This is a genomic window from Burkholderia sp. Bp8986 (assembly GCF_003854225.1).
Lineage (GTDB): Bacteria > Pseudomonadota > Gammaproteobacteria > Burkholderiales > Burkholderiaceae > Burkholderia.
Genome location: NZ_QTQM01000039.1, coordinates 19,917 through 46,150, shown reverse-complemented (window position 1 = coordinate 46,150; position 26,234 = coordinate 19,917). Strand labels below are relative to the sequence as shown.

Below are 26,234 nucleotides of genomic sequence, written 5' to 3'. Positions count from 1 at the left end.
GCAAAAATCTGCATGGATCGACGACGCCGCGCAGGCATCCGTCGACCGCCTGTTTCGATAGGGGAAGCGTCAGGCGCCTCACCTGCGATGCTCATCGCAGGCCGTCCGTTCGCCCGCCCGGTGCGCGGCCTGCCTCAGCGCCTCAGCGCCTCAGCACTTCAGCGCGCAGGCGCCGCGCATCACGCGGCAACCGCCTGCCGCTGCGCTTCCAGTTCGCGCACAAGCGGCAGCACGCGCTTGCCGAAGTACTCGACTTCCTCGATGAAATGCAGGAACCCGGCGAGCACGAGATCGACGCCGATCGCCTTCAGCGCGACGATCCGCTCGGCGATCTGTTGTGGCGTGCCGATCAGGTTCGTGCGGAAGCCGTCGTTGTACTGCACGAGATCCTCGAACGTCGATTTCGCCCAGTTGCCCTCGCCTTCCGGCGACGCCTTGCCGGCCTCCTTCACCGCATCGCCGAACGCATTCACTGCCTCGACATGCGCGTGCCGGATGATGTCGTCAAGCACGGCCTTCGCCTCTTCCTCGGTGTCGCGTGCAATCACGAACGCGTTGACGCCGATCCGTACGCGATGGTTGTTCGCAGCGGCCTTCGCGCGGATGTCGTCGATCTGCGCCTTCAGGTTCTCCGGCGTATTGCCGTTCGTGAAGTACCAGTCCGACACGCTGGCCGCGTTGTCGCGCGCCGCGCGCGAGCTGCCGCCCTGGAAGATCTCCGGGTGCGGTTTCTGCACGGGCTTCGGGCTCAGCGTGTAGTCGTTGAAGCGGTAGAAGTCGCCCTTGAACGTGAAATTGTCCTGCGTCCAGATGCCCTTGAGCGCCTGGATGAATTCCTTCGAGCGCCGATAGCGTTCGTCGTGCTCGAGCCACGGCTCGCCGATCGCGGTGAACTCGCCCTTGAACCAGCCGCTCACCACGTTGATCGCAATGCGTCCGTTCGAAATGTGGTCGATCGTGGCAAGCTGCTTCGCGACCACGGCCGGATGCCACGGCCCCGGCAGGATCGCCGCGAGCACCTTGAGCTTCGTCGTCGCGTGCAGCAGCGCCTGGCTGAACGACACCGACTCGTGCTGGTATTCGGCGCCGTAGCCGGCCGTGAAGCGGATCTGGCTCAACGCGTAGTCGAAGCCGGCCGCTTCGGCCGTGCGAGCGAGTTTCTGGTTGTATTCGAGGCTCCAGTCGGTACGCTGCTCGATCGTGCTGACGACGAGGCCGCCGCTGACGTTCGGCACCCAGTATGCGAATTTGACGCCGTCGGCCGAAGATTCGTGAATGCTCATGAGAAGTCCTGATCCAATGGAAAACGAGAGACGGGCTACGCGGCCGCGGCGGCAAGCGCGCGCGGACGCAGCTGCGGCACCGCACGCTCGACTGCGAGCGCGATGCGTGCGCGCAGTGCGGGGTTCGCGATCTCGTAGCGGTCGAAATCGCTTTCGGCCGCATACACGCCGATCGGCAGCGTGCGCGCCTGGAAGAAGCTGAAGAGCGGCCGCAGCTGATGGTCGATCACGAGCGCATGCCGCTCGCTGCCGCCAGTGGCCGCGAGCAGCACCGGCACATCGACTAGCGACTCGTGATGCACGAGGTCGAACAGGTGCTTGAAGAGGCCGGTGTACGACGCGCGATACACGGGGCTCGCGACGACGAGCGCATCGGCCGTCTCGATCGCGCGGATCAGCGCGTCGAGATCGGGCGGTACCTGCGCGCGCTTCAGCGCGCCGGCCAGCCGGCTGCCGATTTCGCCGAGTTCGATCGACCGTGCGTCGATCGGCACGGTATCGCCGAGCGCGCTGACGATCGCGTTCGTCAGCGCCAGCGTGCGTGACGGCCGCTGCAGGCCGCCCGAGATGGCGACGACGTTGAGGGTATTGCTCATGCCATGCGTTCCCGTTGTCGAGCTGCGCGTTGCCGCGCCGATACCGTGTCGGGTTTGCAAGGAGCATGCCATTGTCGACGCAGGCGCGATCGCGTCGATCCTCTGCATGACGAAATATCGTTCGAGCGCCCGCCTGGCATGGCTTCCGCAGCCATATGACCGATCGTGGCAAGCGCTCCGGAAATCACGTCACATCGATATTCCGCACGGCGATGAACCCGCGGAAACAGCCGTGCTGATGCACTGCTGCTCAATCAGCAGTGTCGCGCGCTCCAGCCATCCGATTGCGACGCGCGGCGCGCATCGCGTCGAGCGCGATACCGTCGAATCCGCTGTCCCGGCAGCACGTTCCCGCGCCGTTGCATCCTGCGCAGCAATCCCGCTTTCGTTATCAGAAATCGATGTTTCCCGTGCGGCGCAAAACACTGAACACTCTGCTGACTGGGCAGCAACCGGACCGCGGCGCCCGTCGGCGCGGGTCCGGCCCGTTCGATCGACTTACGCCTTCATCGCCATGACTTCACTGTTTGCCACGCCACGTCCGGTCAATCTTCGTGTCGTCACCGCGCAGCCGGACGAATCGCATAGCGCGCCCGCTCCCGCCCGTCCGGCGCACCACGCACCGGCCCGCCCACGTACGCACGTCTTCGTCGATCCACGTTCGCTCGCGCTACTCGAGCGCGTGCGGTGCGTCGCGCCGAGCGACGCGAACGTGCTGATCGTCGGCGAAACCGGCACCGGCAAGGAGCTGATCGCGCGCCACGTGCACGATGTCAGCCATCGCGGCGGCGGGCCGTTCGTCGCCGTGAATTGCGGCGCGCTCTCCGACACGCTCGTCGACAGCGAACTGTTCGGTCACGAGAAAGGTGCATTCACGGGCGCGGCCGGCACGAAGCCGGGCTGGTTCGAGGCCGCGAACGGCGGCACGCTGTTTCTCGACGAGATCGGCGACCTGCCGCTGTCGATGCAGGTCAAGCTGCTGCGTGTATTGCAGGAACGCGAGGTCGTGCGGCTCGGCTCGCGCACGAGCATCCCGATCGACGTGCGCGTGGTGGCCGCGACCAACGTCGACCTGCAGCAGGCGGTGGCGGACGGACGGTTTCGCGGCGACCTGTTCTACCGGCTCAACGTCGTGCGGCTCGACGTGCCATCGCTGCGCGAACGGCCCGGCGACATCCTGCCGCTCGCGCGCCACTTCTTCGACGCATACCGCGGCCGCCTCGGCCACGGGCCGCGCAGCATCGATCCGCGCGCGGCACGCCGCCTCGAAGCGCATTCGTGGCCCGGCAATATCCGCGAATTGGAGAACGTGATGCATCACGCGCTGCTGGTGAGCCGTCACGATGCACTGCAGGACACCGACCTGAACCTGGCATCGTCGTGCGTGCCGGTCACGGCCGCGGGGGAAGCGGCGAGCCGGGTGCCTGCCCGGGAAGCGCTCGAGCTGGCGCTGTGCGCGCTGTTCGACGAGGCGCACGAGAACCTGTTCGAGTATATCGAGGACACCGTGATGCGGGTCGCGTTCGACTTCAGTCACCGCAACCAGATCCAGGCCGCGCGCCTGCTCGGCATCAGCCGCAATGTGCTGCGCGCGCGCTTGATTCGCGCGAAGGCGATCGCGGCAGCCAAGTAGGCGCGATCGCGCGGCGGCACGCGGCGCCGCGCGTCAGGTGCTGCGGGTGACGGCCGCGTCGGCGCGTCGCGCATCGTCGCGCATCGTCGACGGCGTGGCTCGGCGAAGGCGATGCGGCGCGCGTTCCCGCAGCGGCGAGCCGCGCGTCGTCCGGCCGCTCGCCGCGCGGTGCGCCGCTATTTCCCGACGCCGCCCGTCACACCGCCGAGCAACGACGTCACGGGCGCGAGCGGATTCGCCGCGGCACCGGCGCCGCCCGCGCCACTATCGACCACACCGGTGACCGTCGACACGAGATTGGTCACCGGAGCAAGCGGACTCGCCGCGCCGGCACCGGCCGCGCTGCCGAGCGCACCGGTCAGCGACCCGAGCGGCGTCGAGCCGGCCCCCGACAGCAAGCCGCCGAGCGGGCCGGACGCGCTCGAACCGCCCGGCGCGCCGTTCGACGGACCGTTCTGCACGGTGGTGATGGAAGCGCCCGCGAGACTCACGATCAGGCCGGGAATCGGCGCGACGCCGTTCGGGCCGTTGGCGTTCACGAGTCCACCTGCGTTCGTGACGGTATTGCCGAGCGCGCCGACGACTTCGCCCACCGCCCCGACCGCCGGTTGCGACGAAACGGAGCCCATCCGCCCCCCTGTCGTCGCCAGCACGCCGCCGACCTGCCCGAGCAGGCCGGCCACCGGCTGCCCGAGGCCCGTGGTCGCGCCGATCTGCTGCGTCGCCTGGCCGGCCGTGATGACGAGCGGCGTGACGGCCGAGCTGAGCGGCTGCGTGACCTGCTGCACGGCGCCCGACGCCAGCGTCGCGCCGACCGTCTTGCCCGCCGTGCCGAGGCCGCCGGCCACGGTGTCGAGCGCCGCGCCGACGGGGGTGGTCACCGGCGCGAGCGGCGCCAGCGGCCCCGAGCCGAGCGCGCGGACGGTCTGCGCGAGGCCCGCGACCGGATTCGCCGTTGCGCCGACCACGTCGCCGAGGCCGGCAACCGTCGTGCCGACCGGATCGGACGTCGAGCCGATCCTGCCGAGCCCGTCGCTGAGCGCATTGGTCGCGGCGCGCGAAATCGTGCTGACGCTCGAGATCGTGTCGCCTGCGCTGCGCGTCACGGCGTTGCCGAGTACCGGCAACGACGCCGCGCTGACGGTCGAGCCGACGCCGACCGCGAGCGCGCCGGCGGTACTCACGACGCCGCGCGTGCCGGGGGCGCCGCTGGTGCCCCAGCCTCCGTCCGGCGTGTTGCTGCCGGGCGCGTCGCCCGCGATGGTTGCGCCACTGGTGCTCGCGGCGGCGCTCGACGGCGCGGCGACGTCGTTGCCGCCGCAGGCGGCCAGCACGCCGGCGGCGGCGAGCAACGCCGCGGACGTGACAATGCGGGTGCGATACATGGTGGTCTCCTCGCGGTCCGGGCGATGGAAGGTTCGATTGAGGACCGGAGGAAGAAACAGCATTTTCCATGCCATTGGTGCGAGCGCACGGGCATTCCCGCCGCCGTGCCGGCGCCCGCGGGCCCGGACAAGCGCCTGCACGCGATCGCGATCGATGCGTTTCATGCCCATGAGCGGCGCTGGTATCGTTACATTCGTGCTACGAATGCTTCGATGTTACGTAACGCTAAGCGCGGCGCATTGCATTCGGCGCGCGCCGCCTGCCATTCACCGCCTACCATCCACAGTACGCAGCCCCGGCGGCACCGCACGCGTGCCGCCGGGCTGCGCCCCATCGTCAGGAAACCGTCGCCATGAAAAAGCTCGTGAACCACCCGTCCGACGTCGTGCGCGAAATGCTCGAAGGCATCGCGCGGCAGTCGCCGCATGTCGCGATCCTCGGCGACGAGCAGGTGCTCGTCCGCCAGCCGCTGCCCGAGCCGTCGCGGCGCCCCGTCGCGATCCTGTCCGGCGGCGGCAGCGGTCACGAGCCCGCGCACGGCGGCTACGTCGGCGAAGGGATGCTGAGCGCGGCCGTTTGCGGCGAAGTGTTCACGTCGCCGCCGACCGAAGCCGTGCTCGCCGCGATCCGCGCGAGCGCCGGCCCGAACGGCGCGCTGCTCGTCGTGAAGAACTACACCGGCGACCGCCTCAATTTCGGGCTGGCCGCCGAACTCGCGCGCGCCGACGGCATTCCGGTGGAGACGGTGATCGTTGCCGACGACGTGTCGCTGCGCGGCCGCGTCGAGCGCGGGCAGCGGCGCGGGATCGCCGGCACCGTGCTGATCCACAAGCTGGCCGGCGCGGCTGCCGCGCGCGGGCTGCCGCTTGTCCGCGTCGCGGCGATCGCACGCGACGCGGCCGCCGACCTCGGCACGATGGGCGTCGCGCTCGACGGCTGCACGATCCCCGGCGCCGACAAGTCGGGGTTCAGCCTCGCCGAACACGAGATCGAGCTCGGCCTCGGCATCCATGGCGAGAAAGGCGTCGAACGCACCGCGCCGATGCCGGCCGACGCGCTCGTCGAGACGCTGCTGTCGAGCATCGTCACCGACCTCGTGCTCGATCGCGGCGAACGCGTCGCATTGTTCGTCAACGGTCTCGGCGCGACCCCGGACATGGAACTGGCGATCGTGCTGCGCGCCGCGTACGACAACCTGAGCCGGCGCGGTATCAGCGTCGCGCGCGCATGGGCCGGCACGTTCCTGTCCGCGCTGGACATGCCCGGCTGCTCGATCTCGCTGCTGCGCTTGAACGACGAGCGGATCGCCCTGCTCGACGCGCCGACGCAGGCGCTCGCATGGCCCGGCGGCGGCGCCGTCAACGCGCAGATTCGCGTGGCCGCAGCCGCCGCGCACGACGAGCCGCTGCCGCCGCTCGATGCGGCCGGTCATGCGTGGGCCGCCCGGCTGCAGCCTGCGCTGCGTGCGGTCGCGCAGGTGTTGATCGACCACGAGGCGACCCTGACGGAACTCGACACGGCCGCCGGCGACGGCGATCTCGGCGCGAGCATGCGGCGCGCCGCGCAGGCGATCCTCGCGTTGCCGGACGCCGCGCACGGCTCGCCGGCCGGCACGCTCGCGGCGCTCGGCGCCGCATTGCGCCGCGCGATCGCCGGCAGTTCGGGACCGTTCTACGCGACCGCGCTGCTGCGCGCGTCGCGGCGCCTCGCCGCGGCGGCCGATACCGCCGAGCCGTCGGCACGCGACTGGGCCGCGGCGTTGCGCAGCGCAGCCGATGCAATCGCCGAACTGGGCGGCGCACGCGCCGGCGACCGGACGATGCTCGACGCGCTGCTGCCCGCCGCCGATGCATTCGACCACGCACTCGACCATGACCGCGACCCCGCGAGCGCATGGGCGGCCGCGGTGGACGCCGCGGAACGCGGCGCGCAGCAGACGGCCGGCATGACACCGCGTGCGGGACGGGCGAGCTATCTCGGCGAACGCGCGATCGGCACGCCGGACGGCGGCGCGGCGGCGGTCGCGTACTGGCTGCGCGCGTTGCTGCCGTACGTGCGGTAGACGGGGATCCGGGCGACGCGTCGGCCTCGCGAGCCGGCGTTCGCCGGGCGCGATCTCCCGGTCGGACCAGACGGCGCGATCCGGGCGATCCATCGGGTTGCCGCGCGGCATCACGGCGCACCGCGCGCTTGCGACCTTACAGGTTGACCCGCTCTCGGCCGGACGCCCGAATTGCGCATTGCAGGTCGGCGCCCCGGCATGCGGCATGACACCCGGGTGACAAAACCGATAGTTTGCTATCGAATGTTTTTGCTCCTATCATCTCGCCCATGACCAATCTGCACGACCTCCGCCTCGCCGTCAGCAGCCTGCTGGTGCTCACCGCGCGCAAGTGGCGCCGCACGAGCGACGGCGTGCTGACCGCGTACAACGTATCCGAAGCCTGCGCGACGCCGCTGCTGATCGCCGGCCGCCTCGGCGAAGGCGTGCGCCAGGGTACGCTCGCCGAACACGTCGGCATCGAGGGGCCGTCGCTCGTGCGCCTGCTCGACCAGCTGTGCGCGGCCGGCCTCGCACGCCGCGACGAGGATCCGCACGACCGCCGCGCGAAGACGATCTCGCTGACGGCCGCCGGCCGCGCGGTCACCGCGAAGATGGAAGAAGACCTGCGCGTGTTGCGCGCCCAGGTGCTCAAGGGCGTCACGCGCGCCGATCTCGAAGCCACGCTGCGCGTGCTGAACGCGTTCAACGCGGCCGATGCGCAGCATCCGGCGTCGCGTCCGTCCCACCCCGCCGACTCCGCGTCATGACCTATCCGAGCCTTCGCGACTGGCTGTTCTCGGGCAAGACGTTCGCCGCGTCGATGCTGGCGCTGTACCTCGGCCTGTATTTCCAGCTGCCGCGCCCTTACTGGGCGATGGCGAGCGTCTACATCGTGTCGAACCCGTTCGTCGGCGCGACGCGCTCGAAGGCGCTTTATCGCGCGCTCGGCACCGCGCTCGGCGCGGCCGCCGCGATCCTGTTCGTGCCGCCGTTCGTCGAGACGCCGTTCCTGTTCAGCGTCATCGTCGCGACATGGTGCGGCACGCTGCTCTATCTCGCGATCTCCGACCGCACCGCGCGTAGCTACGTGTTCATGCTGGCCGGCTACACGATGCCGCTAGTCGCGCTGCCGACGGTGACCGATCCGTCGACGATCTTCGACGTCGCGATCGCGCGGACCGAGGAAATCGTGCTCGGCATCGTGTGCGCGAGCGTGGTCGGCAGCGCCGTGTTCCCGAACCGGCTCGCGCCGACGCTGATCGAGCGCACCGACGCATGGTTCAAGGACGCCGCATTCTACGGCCGCGAGACGTTGTCCGGGCATATCGCGGGCAAGGCGCTGTCCGCGTGCCGGCAACGCCTCGCCGCGACCATCACCGGCCTCGAATTCCTGCTGAGCCAGCTGAGCTACGACCATGCGCACCCGCGCGTGCTCGCCCGCGCGCAGGCACTCGCCGGCCGGATGCAGCTGTTCCTGCCGCTGATGTCGTCGCTCGCCGATCCGCTGATCGCGCTGATGCGCGACCTGCACGTGCGGCCGCCGGCGCTCGACGCGCTGCTCGCCGACGCGGCGAAGTGGTTCGACGCGCCGTTGCCGGCCGTGAAGGCCGGCAGCGACGGCGACATGGCGCACGACCCGGTCGCGGACGACCTGCGCGAACGCATCGCCGCGCTGCAGCCGGCCGACGGCGCGCTGGCGAGCTGGGACGGCGCGCTGCTGTCGAACGCGCTGTGGCGGCTGCGCCAGGTCATCGACATCTGGCAGGACTGCCGCTCGCTGCGCGCGCTGATCGCGAACGAGTCGGGCGTCTGGCAGCCGCGCTACCGGCACTGGCGGCTCGGCGGCACCGAACGCTTCTTCGATCGCGGGATGATGCTGTTCTCGACGCTGACCGTCGTGCTCGCGATCGTGTTCGCGTGCTCGCTGTGGATCTCGTCCGGCTGGCACGACGGTGCCGCGGCCGTCACGCTCGTGGCCGTGTCGTGCAGCTTCTTCGCCGCGCTCGACGAACCGGCGCCGCTGGTGTTCAAGTTCTTCCTGTCGACGGCCGCGAGCGTCGTGTTCGCCGGGCTGTACCTGTTCGTCGTGCTGCCGCACGTGCACGACTTCCCGATGCTCGTGCTGATGTTCGCGGGGCCGTTCATCCTGATCGGCACGCTGCTGCCGCGCCCGCAATTCAACATGGTGACGATGCTCGTCGCGGTGAACACCGCCACCTTCATCAGCATCCAGAGCGCATACGACGCCGACTTCTTCGTGTTCCTGAACAGCAACCTCGCGGGTGTCGCCGGGCTGCTGTTCGCGTACGTATGGACGCGCGCGACGCGGCCGTTCGGCGCGGAACTCGCGGTGCGGCGCCTGCTGCGCTCGGGCTGGGAGGACGTCGCGCGCTCCGCGTCGACGCAGCCGCTCGACGACCAGCGCAACCATGCGTCGCGCATGCTCGATCGCGTCACGCAGTTGCTGCCGCGCCTCGGCGCGTCGGACGACCACCGCCATCCGTCGATCGAGAGCTTCCGCGACCTGCGCATCGCGCTGAACGCGCTCGACCTGCGCCGCTCGCGCCGCAAGCTGACGGGCGACGTGCCCGATGCGATCGACCGCGTGCTCGCCGGCGTCAACGATCACTACACGCGCTGCGCGGCCGCGAATGCGCGCCAGCCTGCACCGCCCGCGCTGCTCGCATCGATCGACGACGCGCTGCAGCGCGTGGCCGGGCGCAACCTGCCCGGCACTTCCGTCGCGCCGGCGGACGGCGGCACGACGCCCGGCGCGCCCGCGGCGCCGGTCACGCCCGCGACGCACCGCCGGCTGCGCGATACGCTGCACGCGCTCGTCGGCCTGCGCCTGTCGCTGTACCCGGCCGCATCCGCGCAGCCGCCGCAAGCCGCACCGGACGGAGCACGCGCATGATCCCGCTTTCCAACCCGTCTTTCCGACCGCGACCATGATCGGCGAAATCGACATCTTCGGCGTATTCGTGCCGGCTCCGCTCGTGCTGATGCTGATCGCCTACCTGATCAACATCGTCGTGCGCGCGCTGCTCGAACGCGTCGGCTTTTACCGCCTCGTCTGGCACCGTTCGATCTTCGACCTCGGCATCTACGTGTTCGTGCTTGCCGCGGTCGTCATCGTGTCTCACCATCTCGTGGCTAGCTAACCGTGAAAAAAACCTGGCTCTCGGCAGGGCAGATCCTGCTCACCCTGATCGTCGTCGTCGTGGCCGCCCTCGTGCTGTGGCGGATCATCAACTACTACATGTTCTCGCCGTGGACACGCGACGGCCACGTGCGCGCCGACGTGATCCAGGTCGCACCCGACGTGGCGGGGCTCATCACCGCGGTGCAGGTCGCCGACAACCAGGAGGTGAAGCGCGGCCAGGTGCTGTTCGTGATCGACCAGGCCCGCTACGCGCTCGCGCAACGGCTGGCCGAAGCGACGCTCGCGCAGCGCCGCGCGACTCTCGCCCAGGCGAAGCGCGAATATGCGCGCAACCAGCAGCTCGGCAACCTGGTCGCCAGCGAACAGGTCGAGGAAAGCCGCACGCGCGTCGAGCAGGGCGAAGCCGCCGTCGCCGACGCGCAGGTGTCGCTCGACACAGCGAAGCTGAACCTGCAGCGCACGACGATCGTGAGTCCCGTCGACGGCTACCTGAACGATCGCGCGCCGCGCGTCGGCGAATATGTGCCGGCCGGCCGCGCGGTGCTGTCGGTCGTCGACCGCAATTCGTTCCGCGTCGACGGCTACTTCGAGGAAACCAAGCTGCGCGGCATCCATATCGGCCAGCCGGTCGACATCGTCGTGATGGGCGAGCCGCGGCCGCTGCGCGGCCACGTGCAGAGCATCGTCGCCGCGATCGAGGATCGCGACCGCACGCAGGGCGCGAACCTGCTGCCGAACGTGAACCCGGCATTCAGCTGGGTGCGGCTCGCACAGCGCGTGCCGGTGCGCGTCGTGCTCGACGAGGTGCCCGACGACTTCCGGATGATCGCAGGGCGCACCGCGACCGTCGCGATGCGCTCGCCCGATGCGCGTCGTGACGACAAGGCGAAGCTGGCTGCCGGCGCTGCCGCGCCGGCGACGGCTTCGGCACCCGCGGGCGCAAGCGCGACGGGAGCCTCGCAATGAAGCGGCACGGCCTGCGCCTCGCGGCGGCACTCGCGCCGCTCGCGCTCGCACTCGGCGCGTGCAAATCCGTCGGCCCCGACTACAGGCTGCCGCAGCAGGCGTACGTGAATGCGCCGCTCGCGAACCATGCGCTCGACGACGCGAACGGCACGCTCGTGTCGCGTGACCCGGTGCCCGGCAACTGGTGGCAGCTGTACGACGACCGCGTGCTCGACGAACTCGTGCGCAGCGCGCTGAAATCGAACACCGACCTGCGCGTCGCCGCAGCCAACCTTGCGCGTTCGCGCGCGGCGCTGGAAGTCGCGAACGAACAGGGCGGCTTTTCCGGCCGCGCGGAAGCCGCCGTGCAGCGCGCGCAGGAATCGGCCGAACAGTATCTGCTCGAAAACAAGCTGCCGGTCGTGAACGAGGGCGCGGTCGGCATCAGCGTGTCGTACGAGCTCGACCTGTTCGGCAAGCTGCGGCGCGGCGTCGAGGCCGCGCGCGCGGACAGCGAAGCCGTGCAGGCGGCCGCCGACCTCGCGCGCATCACGGTAGTCGCGGACGTCGTGCGCGCCTACGTCGAATCGTGCTCCGCCGGCGACGAGCTCGCGATCGCGAAGCAGTCGCTCGCGCTGCAGCAGCAGCGCGTGAAGCTGTCGCAGCGGCTGCGCGACGCGGGGCGCGGCAACCAGACCGACGTCACGCGCGGCGTCACGCAGGTGCGCACGCTCGCGGCCGACATCCCGCGTTTCGAAGGCCGCCGCAAGATCGCGCAGTACCAGCTCGCCGCGCTGCTCGCGCGTTCGCCGGCCGACCTGCCGAAGGCTGTCGCCGAATGCGAGCGGCTGCCGAAGCTGCGCCAGCCGATTCCGATCGGCGACGGCGCCGCGCTGCTGCGCCGCCGCCCCGACGTGCGCGAGGCCGAGCGCCAGCTCGCCGCCGCGACCGCGCGGATCGGCGTCGCTACGGCCGCGCTGTATCCGTCGGTCAGCATCGGTGCGTCGGCCGGCTCGGTCGGCGTCGCCGCCGACCTGTTCTCGTCCACCACCAATCGCTGGTCGTTCGGACCACTGATCAGCTGGTCGTTCCCGGTCAACGGCCAGCGCGCGCGCGTGCGCGAGGCCGAAGCCGCGACCGGTGGCGCGCTCGCGCATTTCGACGGCGTCGTGCTGAACGCGCTGCGCGAAACGCAGTCGAGCCTCGCGACCTATGCTGCCGACGTGCAGCGCACCGATGCGCTGCGCACGGCCTACGAATCGGCGCGCAGTTCCGCTGACGAAACGCACCGGCTTTATACGGCCGGCCGCGAGTCGTTCATCTCCGATCTCGATGCGACGCGCACGCTGACGAGCGTGCGCGCACAGGTCGCCGCGGCCGAGGGCCAGGTCGCCGCCGATCAGGTCAAGCTGTTCCTCGCCCTCGGCGGCGGATGGGAAGGCGATGCTGCGCCCGCTGCGGCGCAGCGGACTTCGGCAGCGGGTACGCCGGCTGCTGCGCCGGCCGCCGCAAAGTAAGCGCGCGCGGGGCGGCAGCCGGCGTGCACGACACGTCTGCCGTCCCGCGCCATCGTGCGCGATTTCGCATGTCCGGTATGTCGATGCCGACGTCGCGCGTCGCCTGCATTGCCGGTAAACTCGTCCGCAGTTTCCGTCATTCGCCGGCCGCCCGTCGGGCCGCCCATTTCCCGGAGAGTCATCATGCGAACCAGCGCCCGTAATCAATTCGCCGGCCAGATCGGCGCCGTCAAGCCCGGTGCGGTCAACGACGAAATCACGCTGCGTACCCAGGACGGCCTCGACATCGTCGCGGTGATCACGCATGGCAGCGTCGCATCGCTGGGCCTCGCGGCCGGCACGAAGGCGTTTGCGCTCGTCAAGGCATCGTCGGTGATCGTGATGGTCGACGTCGACAGCAGCAAGGTGTCGGCCCGCAACTGCGTCTCGGGCACCGTGTCGTCGATCGCGAAAGGCGCGGTCAATTCTGAAGTCGTGATCAAGGCGGCGGGCGGCGCCGAGATCGTCGCGATCGTCACCAACGACAGCGTCGATCGTCTCGGCCTCGCGAGCGGCAAGGCCGCGTCCGCCATCTTCAAGGCGTCGAGCGTGATCGTCGGAGTCGAGTGAGCGCCCTGTCGACCGCACCGACGATCCATCGTGCGCCGCGCCCGCACGCGGCGTGCGACGCTCGACCGGCGCGCGGGCGCACACGATGACGTCCATGCTCGAGCACGCGCATGAGCGCATATTGCAATCGCTGCTGGCCGGGGCGACCGACGCCGATTCTCCGGATGCACGTCTGTTCGGCACGCTCGTCGCGGCACGCGCATGCCGCAACGAGCTCGCGCTGCTCGGTCTGTCTCCCGCGCGGTTGAGCGGCCTGCTTGCTCGCCAGTTCCCGCACCTGGGTTCGGACGATGCCGCCGCGCTCGTGTCGGCGGCCGCCATCGCGCCGCTGCCGACCGCGCACGCGCAGTTCGTCGCGACACTGCACGCGCGATTGATGCAGGATGCGCATTGCGCCGTCGCACGCGACGATGCCGACTGCGTCGCTACCATCATCGCGCATGCGTGCCTGCGCCCCGATCACCTGTGGCGCGATCTCGGCCTCGACGGACGCGCCGCGGTGTCCGCGCTGCTCGACCGCTATTTTCCCGCGCTCGCCGCACGCAATGTCGCGAACCTGCGCTGGAAGAAATTCCTCGCGCAGGAAGCGGCCGCATCGCTCGGCCTGCCGCCCGGGCCCGCCCCCGGATGCCCGGGCTGCGAGGATTTCGGATTCTGCTTTCCCGCCGGACGATAGTCGCGGCGGCGGCTTGCGCGGCTTGCCGGTGCGCATCGTTGACCGACCATGCGCGACATCCGTCCGCACGTTTTTCCCGCGCGTTCGTTCGATCGCTGCGCCCACTGGAGGAACCGCCTTGACCGACTTTGCGAGTCCCAATCTGCCGTCGCGCGATTTCGAAGTTACGTCGCTTTTCTACGCGAAGCTCGGCTTCGTCGAAACCTGGCGCGACGACGGCTGGATGATCCTGCGGCGCGGCGACCTGCTGCTGGAATTCTTTTTGCATCCCGGTCTCGATCCGGCCACGAGCTGGTTCAGCTGCTGCTTCCGGCTCGCCGACGTCGGTGCGTTTTTCGACGAAGTGCTCGCCGCCGGTATTCCCGAGCAAACGACCGGCTGGCCGCGCGTGCATCGGCCGAAACGCGAGGCATGGGGCGGCACCGTCGGCGCGCTGATCGACCCGGACGGGTCGTTGATCCGGTTGATTCAGACGGACGACTGACTCGCTACGGTTCGCCTCATCGATCGACGCCGAAGCCGTGCAGCGGACACGAACGACGGCCCCATAAACGGTTACCTTGCGATGCGCGTGGCATACAGCGCGGGTCGTGCGCCCGTGCCGCGCGATCAGTGTCGATGGCGGTGGTGAATGTCCGGGAAATGCGCGTGACTGTGCGTGATCGGCAGATGCACGTGCGGATGCGTGTGCGGCTCATCGCCGTCGTACGGAAAGTCGTGCGCGTGCTGATGATGTTCGTCGTGCCGATGCCGGTGCGTATGCTCGAGCCGCTCATGCGCATGCTCGTGTTCGTGCCGTTCGCGCACATGCAGCCAGATGCCGAGCGCCATCAGCGCGGCCGCGATCCAGAACGTGACCGACGGCAGCGCCGGCCAGATCAGCAACGACAGCACGACGCCGAACAGCGGCGCCACCGAAAAATACGCGCCCGTGCGTGCACTGCCGAGATGGCGCAGCGCGACGACGAACAACACGAGACTGATCCCGTAGCCGCCGAGGCCGGCCAGCATCGCGGCGGCCGTGGCCGGAACGGCGGGCAGCGACGCACCCGTCGCGAGCGCGATGCCGATGTTCACGGGCCCGGCGACCAGGCCTTTCACGCACGCGATGACCATCGCATCGTTCGCGGCGACCTTGCGGGTCAGGTTGTTGTCGATCGCCCAGCACAGGCATGCGCCGGCAATCAGCAGCGCGCCGACCGGCACGCCGGCGCGCCCCGGCACCCACGACAGCAGCGTGCCGCCCGCGACGATCGCAACCATGCCGAGAAACACCTGGAGATCCACGTTCTCGCGAAACACGACCCACGCGATGACCGCCGTCAGCACGCCTTCGAGATTGAGCAGCAGCGCACTCGTGGCGGCCGGCGTGCTCGACAGCCCGAGCATCAGCAGCGCCGGACCCGCGACGCCGCCGGCCGCGATCGCGCCGGCGAGCCACGGCAGGTCCGCGCGCTGCAGCGGCGCTGCGTCCTCGGCCGGCGCGCGGCGGCGGCGCAACCCGCGCAGCAGGATCCCGACGCCCAGGCCGATGCCGCTGCCGAGATAGAACAGGCCCGCGACCATGAACGGCGACATCGCGCCGATCAGTGCCTTGGCGAGCGGCGTCGCGGCGCCGAACAGCGCGGCGGCGGTGAGCGCGACGAGAATCGCGGAATGTCTCGGGTTCATGATGCGGTCTTGGCGTTGGCGTTGGGCGTATGGAATCGGCAGGTTGCGTGCGATGCGGTGGCGCTTGCGGTTTGCCGGTGCCTTTCAATGTCGGGGAATGTCGGACGAATTGCGCAGGCTTTCAGGTACCTGTCGCGTCATGCGCGGGCGGCAACGCAGGCCGGCCCGACGATTCGTGCCGGGGAGATTATCGCGTTTGTGTTGCGGGTCGCCAACTGACGAGCGGCCGGCCGCGGCGGCGCATCCGGACATCTCAACGTCCGTCTCTCGAATACGGCCGCACTTCACGCCTGACAACAGTTCCCGTGAGACATATTCGCGTGGGTGCGAATCCGGATTTCATCGCCGATCCGATTACATTAGGAACACGAATTATCATGATTGAACGCAAGCGGATGTGCGTTGGTCACTCACTCGATGGCGCATGCGTCGATCGTCTGCGCGCAAGCGCGGATACGCAGTCGTGCGGGACGCCCGCCTGTGCATCGTTCTCCGGATGGGACGGCACCGTGCATTCATGATGCGCGCCGACACTCCCCGATGCCTGATCGCCGCGCGCCCGACGTAAGCGACACGTTTCGCAAGCCGCGTCCGCCGACGTGCTTTCGTCGTCGGTTCGATTGGCAGTTCGATGCTGATCGGGCAAGGCTGACTGGCTGTACGGCCAGCGGTGGCAGTCCCGACCCGCCCGGACAAGGACAGGTCGGTCCGTCTGTGATGCGCGATATGCGCGGTGAAGGCCGGCGCGTCACCGCGCATATCGCGCGGCGACGCATCGCGTGTTACTCGCTCGCGGCCGTTTGCTGCTCGGCCTGCGGTGCTGCGTCGGCCGGTGCTTCCACGGCTGCCGGCTGCGGCGCGGCGGCGTCGGCCTGTGCATCGGCCTTCGGCTGCTGCGGTGCGCCCTTCGCTGCTTGTGCGCCGCCCTTGTTGCCCGGACGACGCGACTTCAGCCGGCGCGCACGCGCGGCGTCGTCATGCGTCACACGTCCGGCTTCGTTACCTTGCAGATCGACCCGCACCGCGTCTTCGACGAGACACGACCAGTAACGATTGCCGCGGCACCACGTGGACATTGCCTCGCGCAGCTCGGCTTCGCTCAGGCCGACGGCTTGCGCCTCGCGGGCGAGATCGTCCCAGATACCGACCTTCAGCGGCACCTTGGGAGCCGGATTCTTCGGGAACGCGCGCGGGAACCGGCGCTGCAGTTTGCCGATTGCGACGATGACCGGATCGATCGGCGTCGACGGCTTCGCCGAAGCGGGCTTCGCGCCGGACGGCGCTTTGGCCCCGGCACCCGATTTGGCCCCACGAGCGGGCCGATCGCCGGACTTCGGCTTCGCGCCTGCGTCCGGTTGCGTAGCCGGTCGCTTCGCGTTGCGCTCCTGCTTGGCCTTGGCTGCGAGCTGCGCCCGCAATTCGGCAAGTTGTTCAAAACCCATAAATTCAATCCACCAGGAATATAAGGTGTGGTTCGTGCGGCCATTCCGCACATCGGCGTTCGCCGCATCGCCTGCGGCTCGACTGCCACCGATGCGGATCATTGCGGGGCCGCATCGCCACCACCACTGTTTCAGGCACCCGGCCACGATGCCGGACAAAGGCAGGAGTGGAAGTATACCGGTACGCGCGGCAGTCGGTTGACTCACCGGTTCGGATTTGACGGATCCGGGTGGCAGGCAAGGCGTCCGCGCAGTCGTGACGCGCATTATGGCGGTGTTTTCGACAGGTATCGACACACGCGTTACGTAGTGTCGCTTTCCGCACTTTCTCGCTTCAGTGCGCTTCACGTGAAAAGCCGGTGGCCCGAACATCATCGGCCGCCAGTATCGGCAAAGGTTGACCGGGGCATCGACAAGCTGTTGGTGTCGCTTGGTGTCGCTTGGTGTCGCTTGGTGTCGCTTGGTATCGCTGGGTGTCGCTGGTGTCGCTGGGTGTCGCTGCCGCGAACGGCAATGCGGTTCGCTGGAGTGGTGTCCCGCGAATCGTGCGCATCGCTAGCACTCGCGGTCATCGAATGCGGCACACGAGGCGTCGCGCTCCGGTCGTTGCGCGCAGTTGCGGCTTCGCGGCGGCCGGCTCGATCGTCGCCAATCAGAACACGCCGAGAGCAAGCCCTGCGGCAAGACCCGCGCCGATCTCCGCGCAGCGCGCGAGATCCTCGCTGCCGATCGTCTTCGGCGCGAGGATGCGCTCCGGTGTCTGCGCATGGGTGCAGACGATCAGGCCCGGCGCCACATTCCTGAGCCGCCATCCGGTCGCGATCCGGTCGATCTGGCGCAGCGCGTTCTGTCCGTCGCTGCCTGCGCAGATCATCGCCGCATACGGACGGCCGTTCACCCGATCGAGTGCCGCGTAATAGCAGCGATCGAAGAAATCCTTCATCAGCCCGGACATCGCGGCGAGATTTTCCGGCGTCGCGAAGAGGTAGGCGTCGGCGGCGAGCACGTCATCCGCGCTCGTCGCATCCGCACGCTGCAACCTGACGTCGACGCCGGGTTGCTGACGCGCGGCATCCGCGGCCGCCTCGGCCATCTGCTGCGTGCCTCCGGTCATCGTGTGATAGACGATCAACAGCGTCTTCATCGGGGTTCGCTCGCGTTCGGTTTCAAATGCGTCCGCCGCACACGTCGGTACGGCTCAAACGGACTACGTCGACGTGTGTGCCCGGGCCTGCGTTCTTCCGCTGTCGAATGGCAGATTCTTCGAGGCGGCAGACGCAGCGCACATCGAGTATATCGACGCGCCTGTTCCACTCCGCGCTTCGCACGATGTGCGGTCAGTCCTGCCCGGCACTCGCATCGGCGCGGTCCGCATGCGCGTAGTACGCAAGAAACATGTCGGCGGCCGTTTCCGCGACCTTCTTCTGCTCCCGCACACCGAGCGGCGGCTGGCCCATCGTCACCTGCGGCCAGAACGCGAACGCTTTTACGATTCCGTGCAGCTGATGCGCGGCGAATACCGGATCGGTCACCGTGAGCCGGCCGGCCGCCGCGGCCGCGCGAATCCAGACCGTCACGTCTTCTTCGCGCTCGCCCATGCGTTCGACCATGTCGCGCGCGCGTTCCGGCGAGTGGATGGCCGCACCGATCGCGACGCGTGCGAGTGCGAGAAACGCTTCGTCGTTCAGCAACCGCAATTTGCGGCCCAGCAGCGCGAGCAGTTGATCGCGCAACGGCACGTCGGCGCAGTAAGCCGGCGCGCCGGCGGTAAGCGTCGCGTCCCACAGCTGATGCAGGATCGCCGCGAACAATGCTTCCTTGCCCGGGAAGTGGTTGTAGACGGTGCGCTTCGACACGTCGGCGCGCGCGGCAATGCGATCCATGCTGGTTGCGTCATAGCCGGCCGCGAGAAATTCCTCGATCGCCGCGGCGAGTATTGCCGCACGCTTTCGGTCGGTCAGGCGCTGAGGAGAAGTGCTCGTATCCATACAAAAAATTTTACACCGCCGAGTTTACTTTTCCCAGGGATAAACTACACTGCTCGGTGTACTTTTATTTCCGGACGAATCGACATGGCTTCGCCTCTCGTTTTTCTTCATCGCGTACTGGGTTTCGCCGCCGCCAGGCGTGGCCGCACGCTGTCCGGCGAGTCGCCGCAGCACAACGGCGAACGCTTCAGCAACGTCGCACCGCGACCGGTCGAAGGCTTCGGCAAGACGCTGGGTATCGCATGGAACATGCTGGTCAACAAGCCGCGCAACACGGTTCCGACAGGCGCATTGCCCATCGATTCACTGACCCGCGAGCAACTCGACGCGGCCCCCGACCGCAGCCTGTATCGGCTGGGGCATTCAACGTTATTGTTGAAACTGCGCGGTGAGTTCTGGCTGACCGATCCCGTGTTTGCCGAGCGTGCATCGCCGTTCCGGCGCGTCGGCCCCAAGCGCTTCCATGCGCCGCCGATTGCGCTCGAGGACCTCCCGCCGTTGCGCGGCGTGATCCTGTCTCACGATCACTACGATCACCTCGACCGCGACACGGTGCTCGCGCTTGCGGCCACCACCGGCGTGTTCGTCACGACGTTGGGCGTCGGCGACCGCCTGATCGAATGGGGTATCGACTCGCAGAAGGTACGGCAGCTCGACTGGTGGCAGAGCATCGACGTCGACGGCCTGACGCTGATCGCGACACCGGCGCAGCACTTCTCCGGGCGCAGCCTGTTTGACGGCAACAGCACGCTGTGGGCGTCGTGGGTCGTCGTCGACGACGATCTGCGCGTGTTCTTCAGCGGCGACACCGGCTATTTCGACGGTTTCCGGACAATCGGCGAGCGTCTTGGGCCCTTCGACGTGACGCTGATCGAGACCGGCGCATACGACCCGCAATGGCCTTACGTGCACATGCAGCCGGAAGAAACCGTGCAGGCGCATATCGACCTGCGCGGTCGCACGCTGATGCCGATTCACAATGGCACGTTCGATCTCGCGATGCACCGTTGGCAGGAGCCGTTCGAACGCGTCACCGCGCTGGCAATGGTGCATGGCGTCGAGCTATCAACGCCCAGGATGGGCGAGCGACTCGATCTGAATAAGCCGCATCGCGGCGAGCGGTGGTGGCGATCGGTCGATGAGCCGGCAAAGACTTCCGAAACGAAGACACGCCGGTGGCAACCCTGCGCGTCGCAAGCGACGAAGTAGGTTCGATGGCCGCGACGGTTTCTGGGCGGAAACGTCGCGGCGATGAATTTTCGTCGCGATACGGGATTGATGGTCGGTGAGGCCGGAAATCTGACCTTCCACGCTATCCAGATAGACACGGCCGGCCCGACGATGGCAATGCACCTTATCTTGATGCAGTTTCTGCAGATCCCCGTTTCGTATGCGCTGCGATAGACATTGGCCAAGCCCCTCGGAGACGTTCATCCGAGGCTGTCTACAGAATCAGCATTAGTTCGACGCAGTCTTTGGACGCCCGGTAAATTCAACATCGGCCCGGCGCCCGCTTCGATTTCTCCCAACCCCCGTGGATTCGCAATCCGGCACCGCCGGGACAGCGCGTTGTCACGTGACAACTGGCGATGAAGAGGAGCGTCGCATTTCTTGAATCCCGGGTCTGTTCGGCGCGACGTCGCAGCTCGACGGCGTGTCGATTGTCTTCGCAGAGCGAAACGTATTGAAAACTACAAAACACGTTTTCATTGATACGGTTTGACCTCGCTCTTCATCGCTTGAACCCAATAGGACGCTCGAGATCCATGCGCCCCCATTTTACCCATCAATCACGTTCAGTTCGCGTGAAACAACATGAAGAAAGTGGCGCAACTGATTGCTAGACAAGGGTTTACGGAGACGAACCGTTTTAGAGAAATGTTTCACGACCCTGTCGATTCGCGTCATCTCGCCTCGTCGACATGCATGAATTCGCCCCAAAAGCCGTCGCGCGATCAGGATACGTGAAACGACGTCGATACCCGCCACCATTGAAGCACTCGTCAACGCAACAAAGCTCCGAATATCAACCCTCCCCTTGCCACGTCGTCGTGGCAAGGGGAGCGCAGACAGGGGTCAATTTATTGGGGCCATATCATGGCCGCCAAAGTTCCCATCTGACATGCCGTGGGGAGATCGAGAGCCCGCACAGTACAAGAATGCTAGAGGATGGCCGAGCCGCCCGGCCAGTACCGCTCGCTCGCACATATCACTCGCACGTTCCAACTCGCTAATTTGGCTCCCCAATGAAGACGCCGCATCGGTATGAAGCAGGTCATTCCGACACGAGACCTCAGCGGTTGTCACGTGACAACCATGCGACTCGAACGGCTCCCCCATCCATGACCTAGTCCGATCGACCACGTCACTTCACATATCGCACGGATTTCTTCACGCTAGCAAGTTCTCTAGTAAGTGCATTGAGGCAAGCGAACCCACCCGGAATCACAACTGAGGCGGGTTGTCACGTAACAACCACGTCCGTCGCAGTCGCAGTCGCAGTCGCAGTCGCAGTCGCAGTCGCAGCACCAGCACCAGCACCAGCACCAGCACCAGCACCAGCACCAGCACCAGCATATCTGAGTGCAACAGCGGCAATGACGAAAGAGGAAGAAAGAATCCCCACGAGTCCACCGCGCGTCGAATCTGCATACTCCCCGTCGGCGGGCATTTGCGATCTTAGTCATCCGCATCGACTTGTCACGTGACAACTGCAGATCCCGACGCTGTTCAAGTTCTCAAGTAGTTGGAAAACCTGTCCCGCATTTTCAGGTCGACAACAAAATCACCCTTAGAAACCGCACCGCGATTCTTGTCGCTTCCGCCGCTGAATTCCCCACCACTCCATCGGCACTTACTATCTCAAATGACGTGTTGTCCGTTTTTATTTTTCAGTCGATTTGAACTCAAGAAATAATCTGCTAGCCATTTGGCCTGCTTGTCACGTGACAACCACATTGATCAGAAAATTTCTCTGTTTATCTAACACTTTTCTGGACTTTTCAACAACAACTGCATATATTACGCAAAACTCCTTGGAGGAATTTAATGGCTTTCAAGATCGCCGTTAGTAATCAAAAAGGTGGTACTGGAAAGACGACCATCTCCGTCAATATCGCGGCGGCCTTCGAGGCTGGCGGCAACAAAGTCGCCTTGATCGATGCCGACCCTCAAGGCACGTCAGTCAGATGGGTCACAAGCGGGGAAAATACGCTCCCGATGACGGTTCTGTCTTTGGCCCCCGCCGGTCGCGGCATCGGCGGCGAGATCAAGAAGCAGGATGCAAATTTCGATGTGATCGTCGTCGATTGCCCGGGCAACCTCGAAGACCCGCGCATCGCGTCCGTGCTGGAAGTCGCCGATTTCTGCCTCGTCCCGCTGTCCCCGTCGCCCGCCGACCTGTACAGCACCGTCGCGATGATTCGGATGATCGAGTCGATGCGTGCCGTTCGGAACCCGAATTTGTCTTCCGCGCTGATGCTGAATAGCGTCAATGGAAAAACTAAAATGCGTGAAGAAATTTTAAAAATTCTAAAGGCTGAAGAAATAGGGGAGCATCTGCTCGACAGCCAGATCGCGCAGCGAGAGGTCTACCGGCAGACGTTCGCCCTCGGCACCACGATCCATCATCACAATCGATACCTGAAGGGGCTGAAGGAAGCCCGCGCGGAAATCGAGCGGCTGGTCACCGAAATGGCCCAATACATCGCGTCGACGCGCGCTACCGGAGCCGCTCATGGCTAAGGACACCTCAAAAGAGAAGAAGCCGACCGGCAACCTGCACCTCGCGGCCGGGCTGCTGCGCGGGCTCGCGCAGGAAAACGCGGCGCTCGAAACGCGCCTGCCGGAGCCGGTGGCCGCGTCGAATCCCGCCACCGAAGCCGCTTCCCCCGTCGCCCCCGCCTCGACCACGTCCGCCGACGCGATCGACCTCGGCGCGCCGCAGAAAGTCGCGGTCAAGGACTGCATCCCGAACCCGTTCAACCCGCGCGTGTTCTATTCGGAATCGAGCCTGCACGAGCTCGCACTGACATTGAAGCGGGAAGGGCAGATCGAGCCGATCAAGGTCACGCGGCTCCCGGAGTTTCCCGGCAAGCTCGTCGTGATCGACGGGCAACGCCGCCTGCGCGCGACGAGCATCAACGGCGACGAGACGATCAACGCGACGTTTCGCACGGACCACACGCCCGAGCAACTCTATACGATCGCGTATCGCGCCAACCACGACCACGAGCGCCAGACGATCTTCGACGATGCGGTCGCGTGGAAGCGTCTTCTCGACGAAAAGGTCTTCCCCGACCAGAACACGCTCGCGGAAAAGATCGGCAAGGACAAGGCATCGATCAGCAAGACGCTGTCGCTGAACGCTCTGCCCAACACGCTGCTCGAACGGATGGCCAGCGCGAACGATGTGGTCGGCCTGCAGGCGGCGTACTTCCTGAAGCTGATTTTCGAGCGCCTGGGCGAACCGGCTGCCGACCGGCTGCTCACCGCGGTGATCGACCGGAAAAAGTCGGTGCGCGACCTCGAGAATTTCCTGCGCGCGCAGAGCGACGGCAACAAGAAGGCGGGGCGCACGCGCTACAGCGTCCGTCACGATTTCGCGCTCGAATCACGCGCGATCGGTCAGCTGAAGACCTATCCGGACGGGCGTCTGGATCTGCAACTGAAGGGAGTCGATGCGTCTCACCAGGAAGCACTCGCCGACCGCCTCAAGACCGTAATCGATGCGTACGTCGCCGAACTGGCAGACGCCGCGCAAAAGTAGCCGCGCCAAGACAAAGGCCCCGCGCCTGCACGGCACCGCGCAACCGGATGAAGTCCGGCGCGCGGCGCATGCCAGGCTGCGAGGCCTTGATCAGTTGGTCGCGAGGCTGCTTTTCAGCAGGAATTCCAGCAAGTCGTCCGAGGTCGGTTCGCCCCAGGTGTCGATCGCCAGCCAACGGAAGAAACTGGTTTGCGCCAGCTTGCTCGCCTTCTTCTTCGGCGACAGCGTGAGATCCCTCGAACCGGCCACCGTCTCGTTGTAGCGCTCGATCAGCTTGGTCTGGTCGTCGATCTCCAGTTCGCGGAAATACGCACCGGCTTCGTCGACCTTCGCCGCCAGGTATTTGTCGCGAATCTGTTCCTGCTTGCTCTGCGCGGATTCCTTTGCCGGCGCGGCCGTTTCGGTCCCCTGACCGTCGGCCAGCGTATAGCCGTGTGTCAGCGCCTTGCGGAAATACGCGGCCACGTTGTCGACAGGGGCGGCATTCTTCTTCGTAGTCCGATTGAGCGTATAGGCGATTGCCGCCTTGATGCGCTGCACACCGTACTGCGTGATCAGCCGGCGCGCTTCCGAACGCGGGATGCCGAACTTGGCGACTTCGTCGACGAGTGCTTCGTTCTTGACGTCGCCTTCCTCGACCATATCCGCGCTCTGCTTGCGCGTCACCTTGAACTGGACGGCCTCCACGCTGCGACCTGACTTGTGTTCGATCAGCTCGAGCGTATGGTCGGAAACTTCGTTCACCTCCTGAATGCACGGCACCAGGACCTTGCTCTTGAAGAGCTTGTACTCCTTGTACGATTGCGATGCCTTGTCCTGACCGAGGATGAGATCGCGGAATTTTGGCAGCGGAATCTTCGCCGTGATGCCGATCCCCTCGTAGCGCACCGTGTTTTCCCACAGCGCAAGCGAGTGCGAGCGCCGAAACTCGCGCGCGATCCGCATATCGATGAGCGCGTAGATCTCCGGATTGAGCAGCTCGCTGCGAATCTGGTCGGAGAAGCTGTACTTCAGCACCGATTGCTCGAGTTCGGCGCCGGCAAGCAGGCCCGACGCCTTCCACACCGTCGAGCGGTCGGCCGCAAGGTAGTCCCAGTTGACGACGGTACTGATCAGCGAGTTGACCGTGTCCTTCACGTACTTCGTGTTGTTGCTGTTCAACCCGCTTTCGTGCGAGAGCGCGGCGATCGAGATCGAGAAGCTCGTCCGGCCGGGCTCGAACGCTTCCTGACGAAGGGCATTCTTGATCAACGAGCTGAACATCTTGCGCTGCTGCAGCCCAATCTTTCCGGACTTCGGAGCGATATGAATGGCCTGGACCGCCTTGCGCAGCAGATCGGGAGGCTCGGGCGTCTGAAATAGCGAAACCTGCTTGTCGGAGCCTTTGATTGCGGGCTTGCGCGGCATCGTGATGTCCGGAGAAGGTGACCGTGTTGATGGCGGACTTTATACCTTTTCCAGCCACCGAGCAACGTCTCTTTCTACGGTATCACTTTCACTACCGATGCTAAGTTCCTGTCACAAAAGGAAAAAACTAGGTTTTCCTATTTGTTCGGAGCCCCATATCCATATACCTTTGGGTCAAAAACAGCTCCCAAAACCTTCTACCTGTGTGGTTTGTCGCCAGGATCCGGCATGGGACTTGCCCTATCAAAGGTACCCATTCATGGGAAACAATCGACTCGAACTGGATTGGCGAACCCGATTCGTGGTGCCATGCAACACGATCTGCGTTCCTCCCATAACGCGCTACCTTCGACACGCCCCATGAATGGGTACCTGTCGAAATCCACCGGCGTGGCGTTTTGTGTTCAACGGTGTCCGACAGGCGAAAATGCTCCCCATGGATGACTACCTTCAGATTCCCCCACAGAAGGTAACCTTTCTACCGGCCTGATCCTGTTTATGGGACGCCACAACTATAGGGACGAGCCAAACGAGATCACGCGATCAATACAGGCACCCATAAACGACTACCTGAAGTCCGCCCCATAACCGGCTACCCCACATAAAATGCTGTGCCCGGCGGCACCAACCGATCAGCTGGAACGCACCATAAATGGCTACCAATGGATTCCCCCATAGAGGGCTACCTGAAGTGTTTTTGGTCCGAATTCCCATAACAGGCTACGCGTGCCCCATATCCACAACCCCCATTTCCCACAACGCGGTACCCGATTCCCCAAATCCACAGACCTGAAACCCCATACTCTTCCGCCTGTGCTCCCATAAATGGGTACCGAACACCTGTCAAACCCTTGCCAGACAAGGCTGTGAGCCGTCTAAAAGTAGTTAAAGAAGTAAACGTTGTTTACCAAAGATGTAAACACACGTGTGCCTGTGCAGAAAAACAACCCCCATAAACCGCTACCAAAGGGACTCCAGCGGGCTCGACGGGCACAGCAATCCGGGTCTCCAGCCTGTGGATCCCCCGATATGTGACCTCATTCTGCGAGCCTCCCAGGCCTGACAAGGCTTCGCAAGAGGGTGAGTACCTACTAACAAGCGCTCAA

General features: G+C 66.1%; 23 protein-coding genes. 14 read left to right on the top strand and 9 right to left on the bottom strand.

Features of this window, described 5'->3' with window-relative positions:
- Positions 1 to 179 precede the first annotated feature (179 nt).
- Both sfnG and msuE read right to left on the bottom strand, forming a co-directional pair.
- Entirely contained in the window at positions 180 to 1,283 is a 1,104-nt protein-coding gene (gene sfnG, locus DID99_RS27765) for a dimethylsulfone monooxygenase SfnG (protein WP_124667917.1), read from the bottom strand.
- A gap of 35 nt (positions 1,284 to 1,318) precedes the next feature.
- Positions 1,319 to 1,879 carry an FMN reductase gene (gene msuE / locus DID99_RS27760; RefSeq protein WP_124667916.1) on the bottom strand — a complete coding sequence of 187 codons (561 nt, stop codon included), beginning with the start codon at positions 1,877 to 1,879 and terminating at the stop codon, positions 1,319 to 1,321.
- Between the two features lie 514 nt (positions 1,880 to 2,393).
- Here msuE and DID99_RS27750 point away from each other — a divergent pair.
- The gene (locus tag DID99_RS27750) at positions 2,394 to 3,512 is read left to right on the top strand and encodes a sigma-54-dependent Fis family transcriptional regulator (RefSeq protein WP_124523104.1); all 1,119 of its coding nucleotides are present in this window, start codon (positions 2,394 to 2,396) and stop codon (positions 3,510 to 3,512) included.
- A 176-nt stretch (positions 3,513 to 3,688) separates the two neighbouring features.
- Here the strand turns inward: DID99_RS27750 and DID99_RS27745 are convergent, their stop codons facing one another.
- Positions 3,689 to 4,897 (bottom strand): collagen-like triple helix repeat-containing protein, encoded by a 1,209-nt coding sequence (locus DID99_RS27745; protein ID WP_124523102.1) that lies wholly within the window; start codon positions 4,895 to 4,897, stop codon positions 3,689 to 3,691.
- 24 nt (positions 4,898 to 4,921) lie between these two features.
- Here DID99_RS27745 and DID99_RS27740 point away from each other — a divergent pair, with 24 nt between their 5' ends.
- The 10 genes from DID99_RS27740 to DID99_RS27695 all read left to right on the top strand — a co-directional run bounded on the left by DID99_RS27740 (position 4,922) and on the right by DID99_RS27695 (position 14,336).
- The gene (locus tag DID99_RS27740; RefSeq protein ID WP_124523100.1) at positions 4,922 to 5,254 is read left to right on the top strand and encodes a hypothetical protein; all 333 of its coding nucleotides are present in this window, start codon (positions 4,922 to 4,924) and stop codon (positions 5,252 to 5,254) included.
- Positions 5,251 to 6,960, top strand: coding sequence for a dihydroxyacetone kinase family protein (locus tag DID99_RS27735; protein ID WP_124667915.1), 1,710 nt, complete (start codon positions 5,251 to 5,253; stop codon positions 6,958 to 6,960). Before DID99_RS27740 ends, DID99_RS27735 begins: the two co-directional genes overlap by 4 nt.
- Before the next feature lie 269 nt (positions 6,961 to 7,229).
- A complete protein-coding gene (locus DID99_RS27730) occupies positions 7,230 to 7,709 on the top strand; it encodes a MarR family winged helix-turn-helix transcriptional regulator (RefSeq protein WP_124530012.1) in 480 nt (159 codons plus the stop codon).
- Positions 7,706 to 9,856, top strand: a complete 2,151-nt coding sequence (locus tag DID99_RS27725; RefSeq protein WP_124489328.1) for an FUSC family protein — start codon at positions 7,706 to 7,708, stop codon at positions 9,854 to 9,856. Before DID99_RS27730 ends, DID99_RS27725 begins: the two co-directional genes overlap by 4 nt.
- Positions 9,857 to 9,890: 34 nt before the next feature.
- Positions 9,891 to 10,103: a DUF1656 domain-containing protein gene (locus DID99_RS27720; protein ID WP_044849171.1), complete on the top strand. Its 213-nt coding sequence runs from the start codon at positions 9,891 to 9,893 to the stop codon at positions 10,101 to 10,103.
- Positions 10,104 to 10,105: 2 nt separating this feature from the next.
- A complete protein-coding gene (locus DID99_RS27715; RefSeq protein ID WP_124646582.1) occupies positions 10,106 to 11,071 on the top strand; it encodes an HlyD family secretion protein in 966 nt (321 codons plus the stop codon).
- Positions 11,068 to 12,567 carry an efflux transporter outer membrane subunit gene (locus tag DID99_RS27710; RefSeq protein ID WP_124571898.1) on the top strand — a complete coding sequence of 500 codons (1,500 nt, stop codon included), beginning with the start codon at positions 11,068 to 11,070 and terminating at the stop codon, positions 12,565 to 12,567. Before DID99_RS27715 ends, DID99_RS27710 begins: the two co-directional genes overlap by 4 nt.
- Before the next feature lie 183 nt (positions 12,568 to 12,750).
- Positions 12,751 to 13,176 (top strand): molybdopterin-binding protein, encoded by a 426-nt coding sequence (locus DID99_RS27705; protein ID WP_124489331.1) that lies wholly within the window; start codon positions 12,751 to 12,753, stop codon positions 13,174 to 13,176.
- Positions 13,177 to 13,261: 85 nt separating this feature from the next.
- Positions 13,262 to 13,852: a nitrogen fixation protein NifQ gene (locus tag DID99_RS27700; protein ID WP_124667914.1), complete on the top strand. Its 591-nt coding sequence runs from the start codon at positions 13,262 to 13,264 to the stop codon at positions 13,850 to 13,852.
- A 118-nt stretch (positions 13,853 to 13,970) separates the two neighbouring features.
- Positions 13,971 to 14,336 carry a bleomycin resistance protein gene (locus DID99_RS27695; RefSeq protein WP_124571912.1) on the top strand — a complete coding sequence of 122 codons (366 nt, stop codon included), beginning with the start codon at positions 13,971 to 13,973 and terminating at the stop codon, positions 14,334 to 14,336.
- 125 nt (positions 14,337 to 14,461) lie between these two features.
- On the opposite strand, the gene DID99_RS27690 is transcribed toward DID99_RS27695, so the two are convergent.
- From DID99_RS27690 to DID99_RS27675, 4 genes are all read right to left on the bottom strand, one after another.
- A complete protein-coding gene (locus tag DID99_RS27690; RefSeq protein WP_124523088.1) occupies positions 14,462 to 15,523 on the bottom strand; it encodes a DMT family transporter in 1,062 nt (353 codons plus the stop codon).
- Positions 15,524 to 16,305: 782 nt separating this feature from the next.
- Positions 16,306 to 16,965 carry a ProQ/FinO family protein gene (locus tag DID99_RS27685; protein WP_124667929.1) on the bottom strand — a complete coding sequence of 220 codons (660 nt, stop codon included), beginning with the start codon at positions 16,963 to 16,965 and terminating at the stop codon, positions 16,306 to 16,308.
- Positions 16,966 to 17,617: 652 nt separating this feature from the next.
- Positions 17,618 to 18,109, bottom strand: a complete 492-nt coding sequence (locus tag DID99_RS27680; protein WP_044849164.1) for a flavodoxin family protein — start codon at positions 18,107 to 18,109, stop codon at positions 17,618 to 17,620.
- Between the two features lie 193 nt (positions 18,110 to 18,302).
- On the bottom strand, positions 18,303 to 18,953 hold the full coding sequence (locus DID99_RS27675; protein WP_124523086.1) for a TetR/AcrR family transcriptional regulator: 651 nt from the start codon (positions 18,951 to 18,953) through the stop codon (positions 18,303 to 18,305).
- 84 nt (positions 18,954 to 19,037) lie between these two features.
- Here DID99_RS27675 and DID99_RS27670 point away from each other — a divergent pair, with 84 nt between their 5' ends.
- A complete protein-coding gene (locus DID99_RS27670) occupies positions 19,038 to 20,162 on the top strand; it encodes an MBL fold metallo-hydrolase (RefSeq protein ID WP_124523084.1) in 1,125 nt (374 codons plus the stop codon).
- A gap of 1,236 nt (positions 20,163 to 21,398) precedes the next feature.
- Here DID99_RS27670 and DID99_RS37425 read toward each other — a convergent pair.
- Positions 21,399 to 21,605 (bottom strand): hypothetical protein, encoded by a 207-nt coding sequence (locus DID99_RS37425; RefSeq protein ID WP_185733827.1) that lies wholly within the window; start codon positions 21,603 to 21,605, stop codon positions 21,399 to 21,401.
- Positions 21,606 to 22,001: 396 nt separating this feature from the next.
- Here DID99_RS37425 and DID99_RS27660 point away from each other — a divergent pair, with 396 nt between their 5' ends.
- Together DID99_RS27660 and DID99_RS27655 are read left to right on the top strand one after the other, a co-directional pair.
- Positions 22,002 to 22,697, top strand: coding sequence for a ParA family protein (locus tag DID99_RS27660; protein ID WP_011879640.1), 696 nt, complete (start codon positions 22,002 to 22,004; stop codon positions 22,695 to 22,697).
- Positions 22,690 to 23,721, top strand: coding sequence for a ParB/RepB/Spo0J family partition protein (locus DID99_RS27655; protein ID WP_124523082.1), 1,032 nt, complete (start codon positions 22,690 to 22,692; stop codon positions 23,719 to 23,721). The genes DID99_RS27660 and DID99_RS27655 overlap by 8 nt, the downstream gene beginning before the upstream one ends.
- A gap of 90 nt (positions 23,722 to 23,811) precedes the next feature.
- Here DID99_RS27655 and DID99_RS27650 read toward each other — a convergent pair whose 3' ends face one another.
- Complete coding sequence (locus DID99_RS27650; RefSeq protein ID WP_124667913.1) at positions 23,812 to 25,128, bottom strand: replication initiation protein; 1,317 nt, start codon at positions 25,126 to 25,128, stop codon at positions 23,812 to 23,814.
- Between the last annotated feature and the right edge of the window lie 1,106 nt (positions 25,129 to 26,234).

Excerpts from the sequence above, each read along its gene's own strand:
- DID99_RS27655 (WP_124523082.1), top strand. The coding sequence starts at position 22,690 with ATGGCTAAGGACACCTCAAAAGAGAAGAAGCCGACCGGCAACCTGCAC.
- DID99_RS27740 (WP_124523100.1), top strand. The coding sequence starts at position 4,922 with ATGGAAGGTTCGATTGAGGACCGGAGGAAGAAACAGCATTTTCCATGC.
- DID99_RS37425 (WP_185733827.1), bottom strand. The coding sequence starts at position 21,605 with ATGCAGATTCGACGCGCGGTGGACTCGTGGGGATTCTTTCTTCCTCTT.
- DID99_RS27725 (WP_124489328.1), top strand. The coding sequence starts at position 7,706 with ATGACCTATCCGAGCCTTCGCGACTGGCTGTTCTCGGGCAAGACGTTC.
- msuE (WP_124667916.1), bottom strand. The coding sequence starts at position 1,879 with ATGAGCAATACCCTCAACGTCGTCGCCATCTCGGGCGGCCTGCAGCGG.
- DID99_RS27730 (WP_124530012.1), top strand. The coding sequence starts at position 7,230 with ATGACCAATCTGCACGACCTCCGCCTCGCCGTCAGCAGCCTGCTGGTG.
- DID99_RS27650 (WP_124667913.1), bottom strand. The coding sequence starts at position 25,128 with ATGCCGCGCAAGCCCGCAATCAAAGGCTCCGACAAGCAGGTTTCGCTA.
- sfnG (WP_124667917.1), bottom strand. The coding sequence starts at position 1,283 with ATGAGCATTCACGAATCTTCGGCCGACGGCGTCAAATTCGCATACTGG.
- DID99_RS27710 (WP_124571898.1), top strand. The coding sequence starts at position 11,068 with ATGAAGCGGCACGGCCTGCGCCTCGCGGCGGCACTCGCGCCGCTCGCG.
- DID99_RS27660 (WP_011879640.1), top strand. The coding sequence starts at position 22,002 with ATGGCTTTCAAGATCGCCGTTAGTAATCAAAAAGGTGGTACTGGAAAG.
- DID99_RS27685 (WP_124667929.1), bottom strand. The coding sequence starts at position 16,965 with ATGGGTTTTGAACAACTTGCCGAATTGCGGGCGCAGCTCGCAGCCAAG.
- DID99_RS27690 (WP_124523088.1), bottom strand. The coding sequence starts at position 15,523 with ATGAACCCGAGACATTCCGCGATTCTCGTCGCGCTCACCGCCGCCGCG.
- DID99_RS27750 (WP_124523104.1), top strand. The coding sequence starts at position 2,394 with ATGACTTCACTGTTTGCCACGCCACGTCCGGTCAATCTTCGTGTCGTC.
- DID99_RS27670 (WP_124523084.1), top strand. The coding sequence starts at position 19,038 with ATGGCTTCGCCTCTCGTTTTTCTTCATCGCGTACTGGGTTTCGCCGCC.
- DID99_RS27735 (WP_124667915.1), top strand. The coding sequence starts at position 5,251 with ATGAAAAAGCTCGTGAACCACCCGTCCGACGTCGTGCGCGAAATGCTC.
- DID99_RS27700 (WP_124667914.1), top strand. The coding sequence starts at position 13,262 with ATGACGTCCATGCTCGAGCACGCGCATGAGCGCATATTGCAATCGCTG.
- DID99_RS27720 (WP_044849171.1), top strand. The coding sequence starts at position 9,891 with ATGATCGGCGAAATCGACATCTTCGGCGTATTCGTGCCGGCTCCGCTC.
- DID99_RS27675 (WP_124523086.1), bottom strand. The coding sequence starts at position 18,953 with ATGGATACGAGCACTTCTCCTCAGCGCCTGACCGACCGAAAGCGTGCG.
- DID99_RS27705 (WP_124489331.1), top strand. The coding sequence starts at position 12,751 with ATGCGAACCAGCGCCCGTAATCAATTCGCCGGCCAGATCGGCGCCGTC.
- DID99_RS27745 (WP_124523102.1), bottom strand. The coding sequence starts at position 4,897 with ATGTATCGCACCCGCATTGTCACGTCCGCGGCGTTGCTCGCCGCCGCC.
- DID99_RS27680 (WP_044849164.1), bottom strand. The coding sequence starts at position 18,109 with ATGAAGACGCTGTTGATCGTCTATCACACGATGACCGGAGGCACGCAG.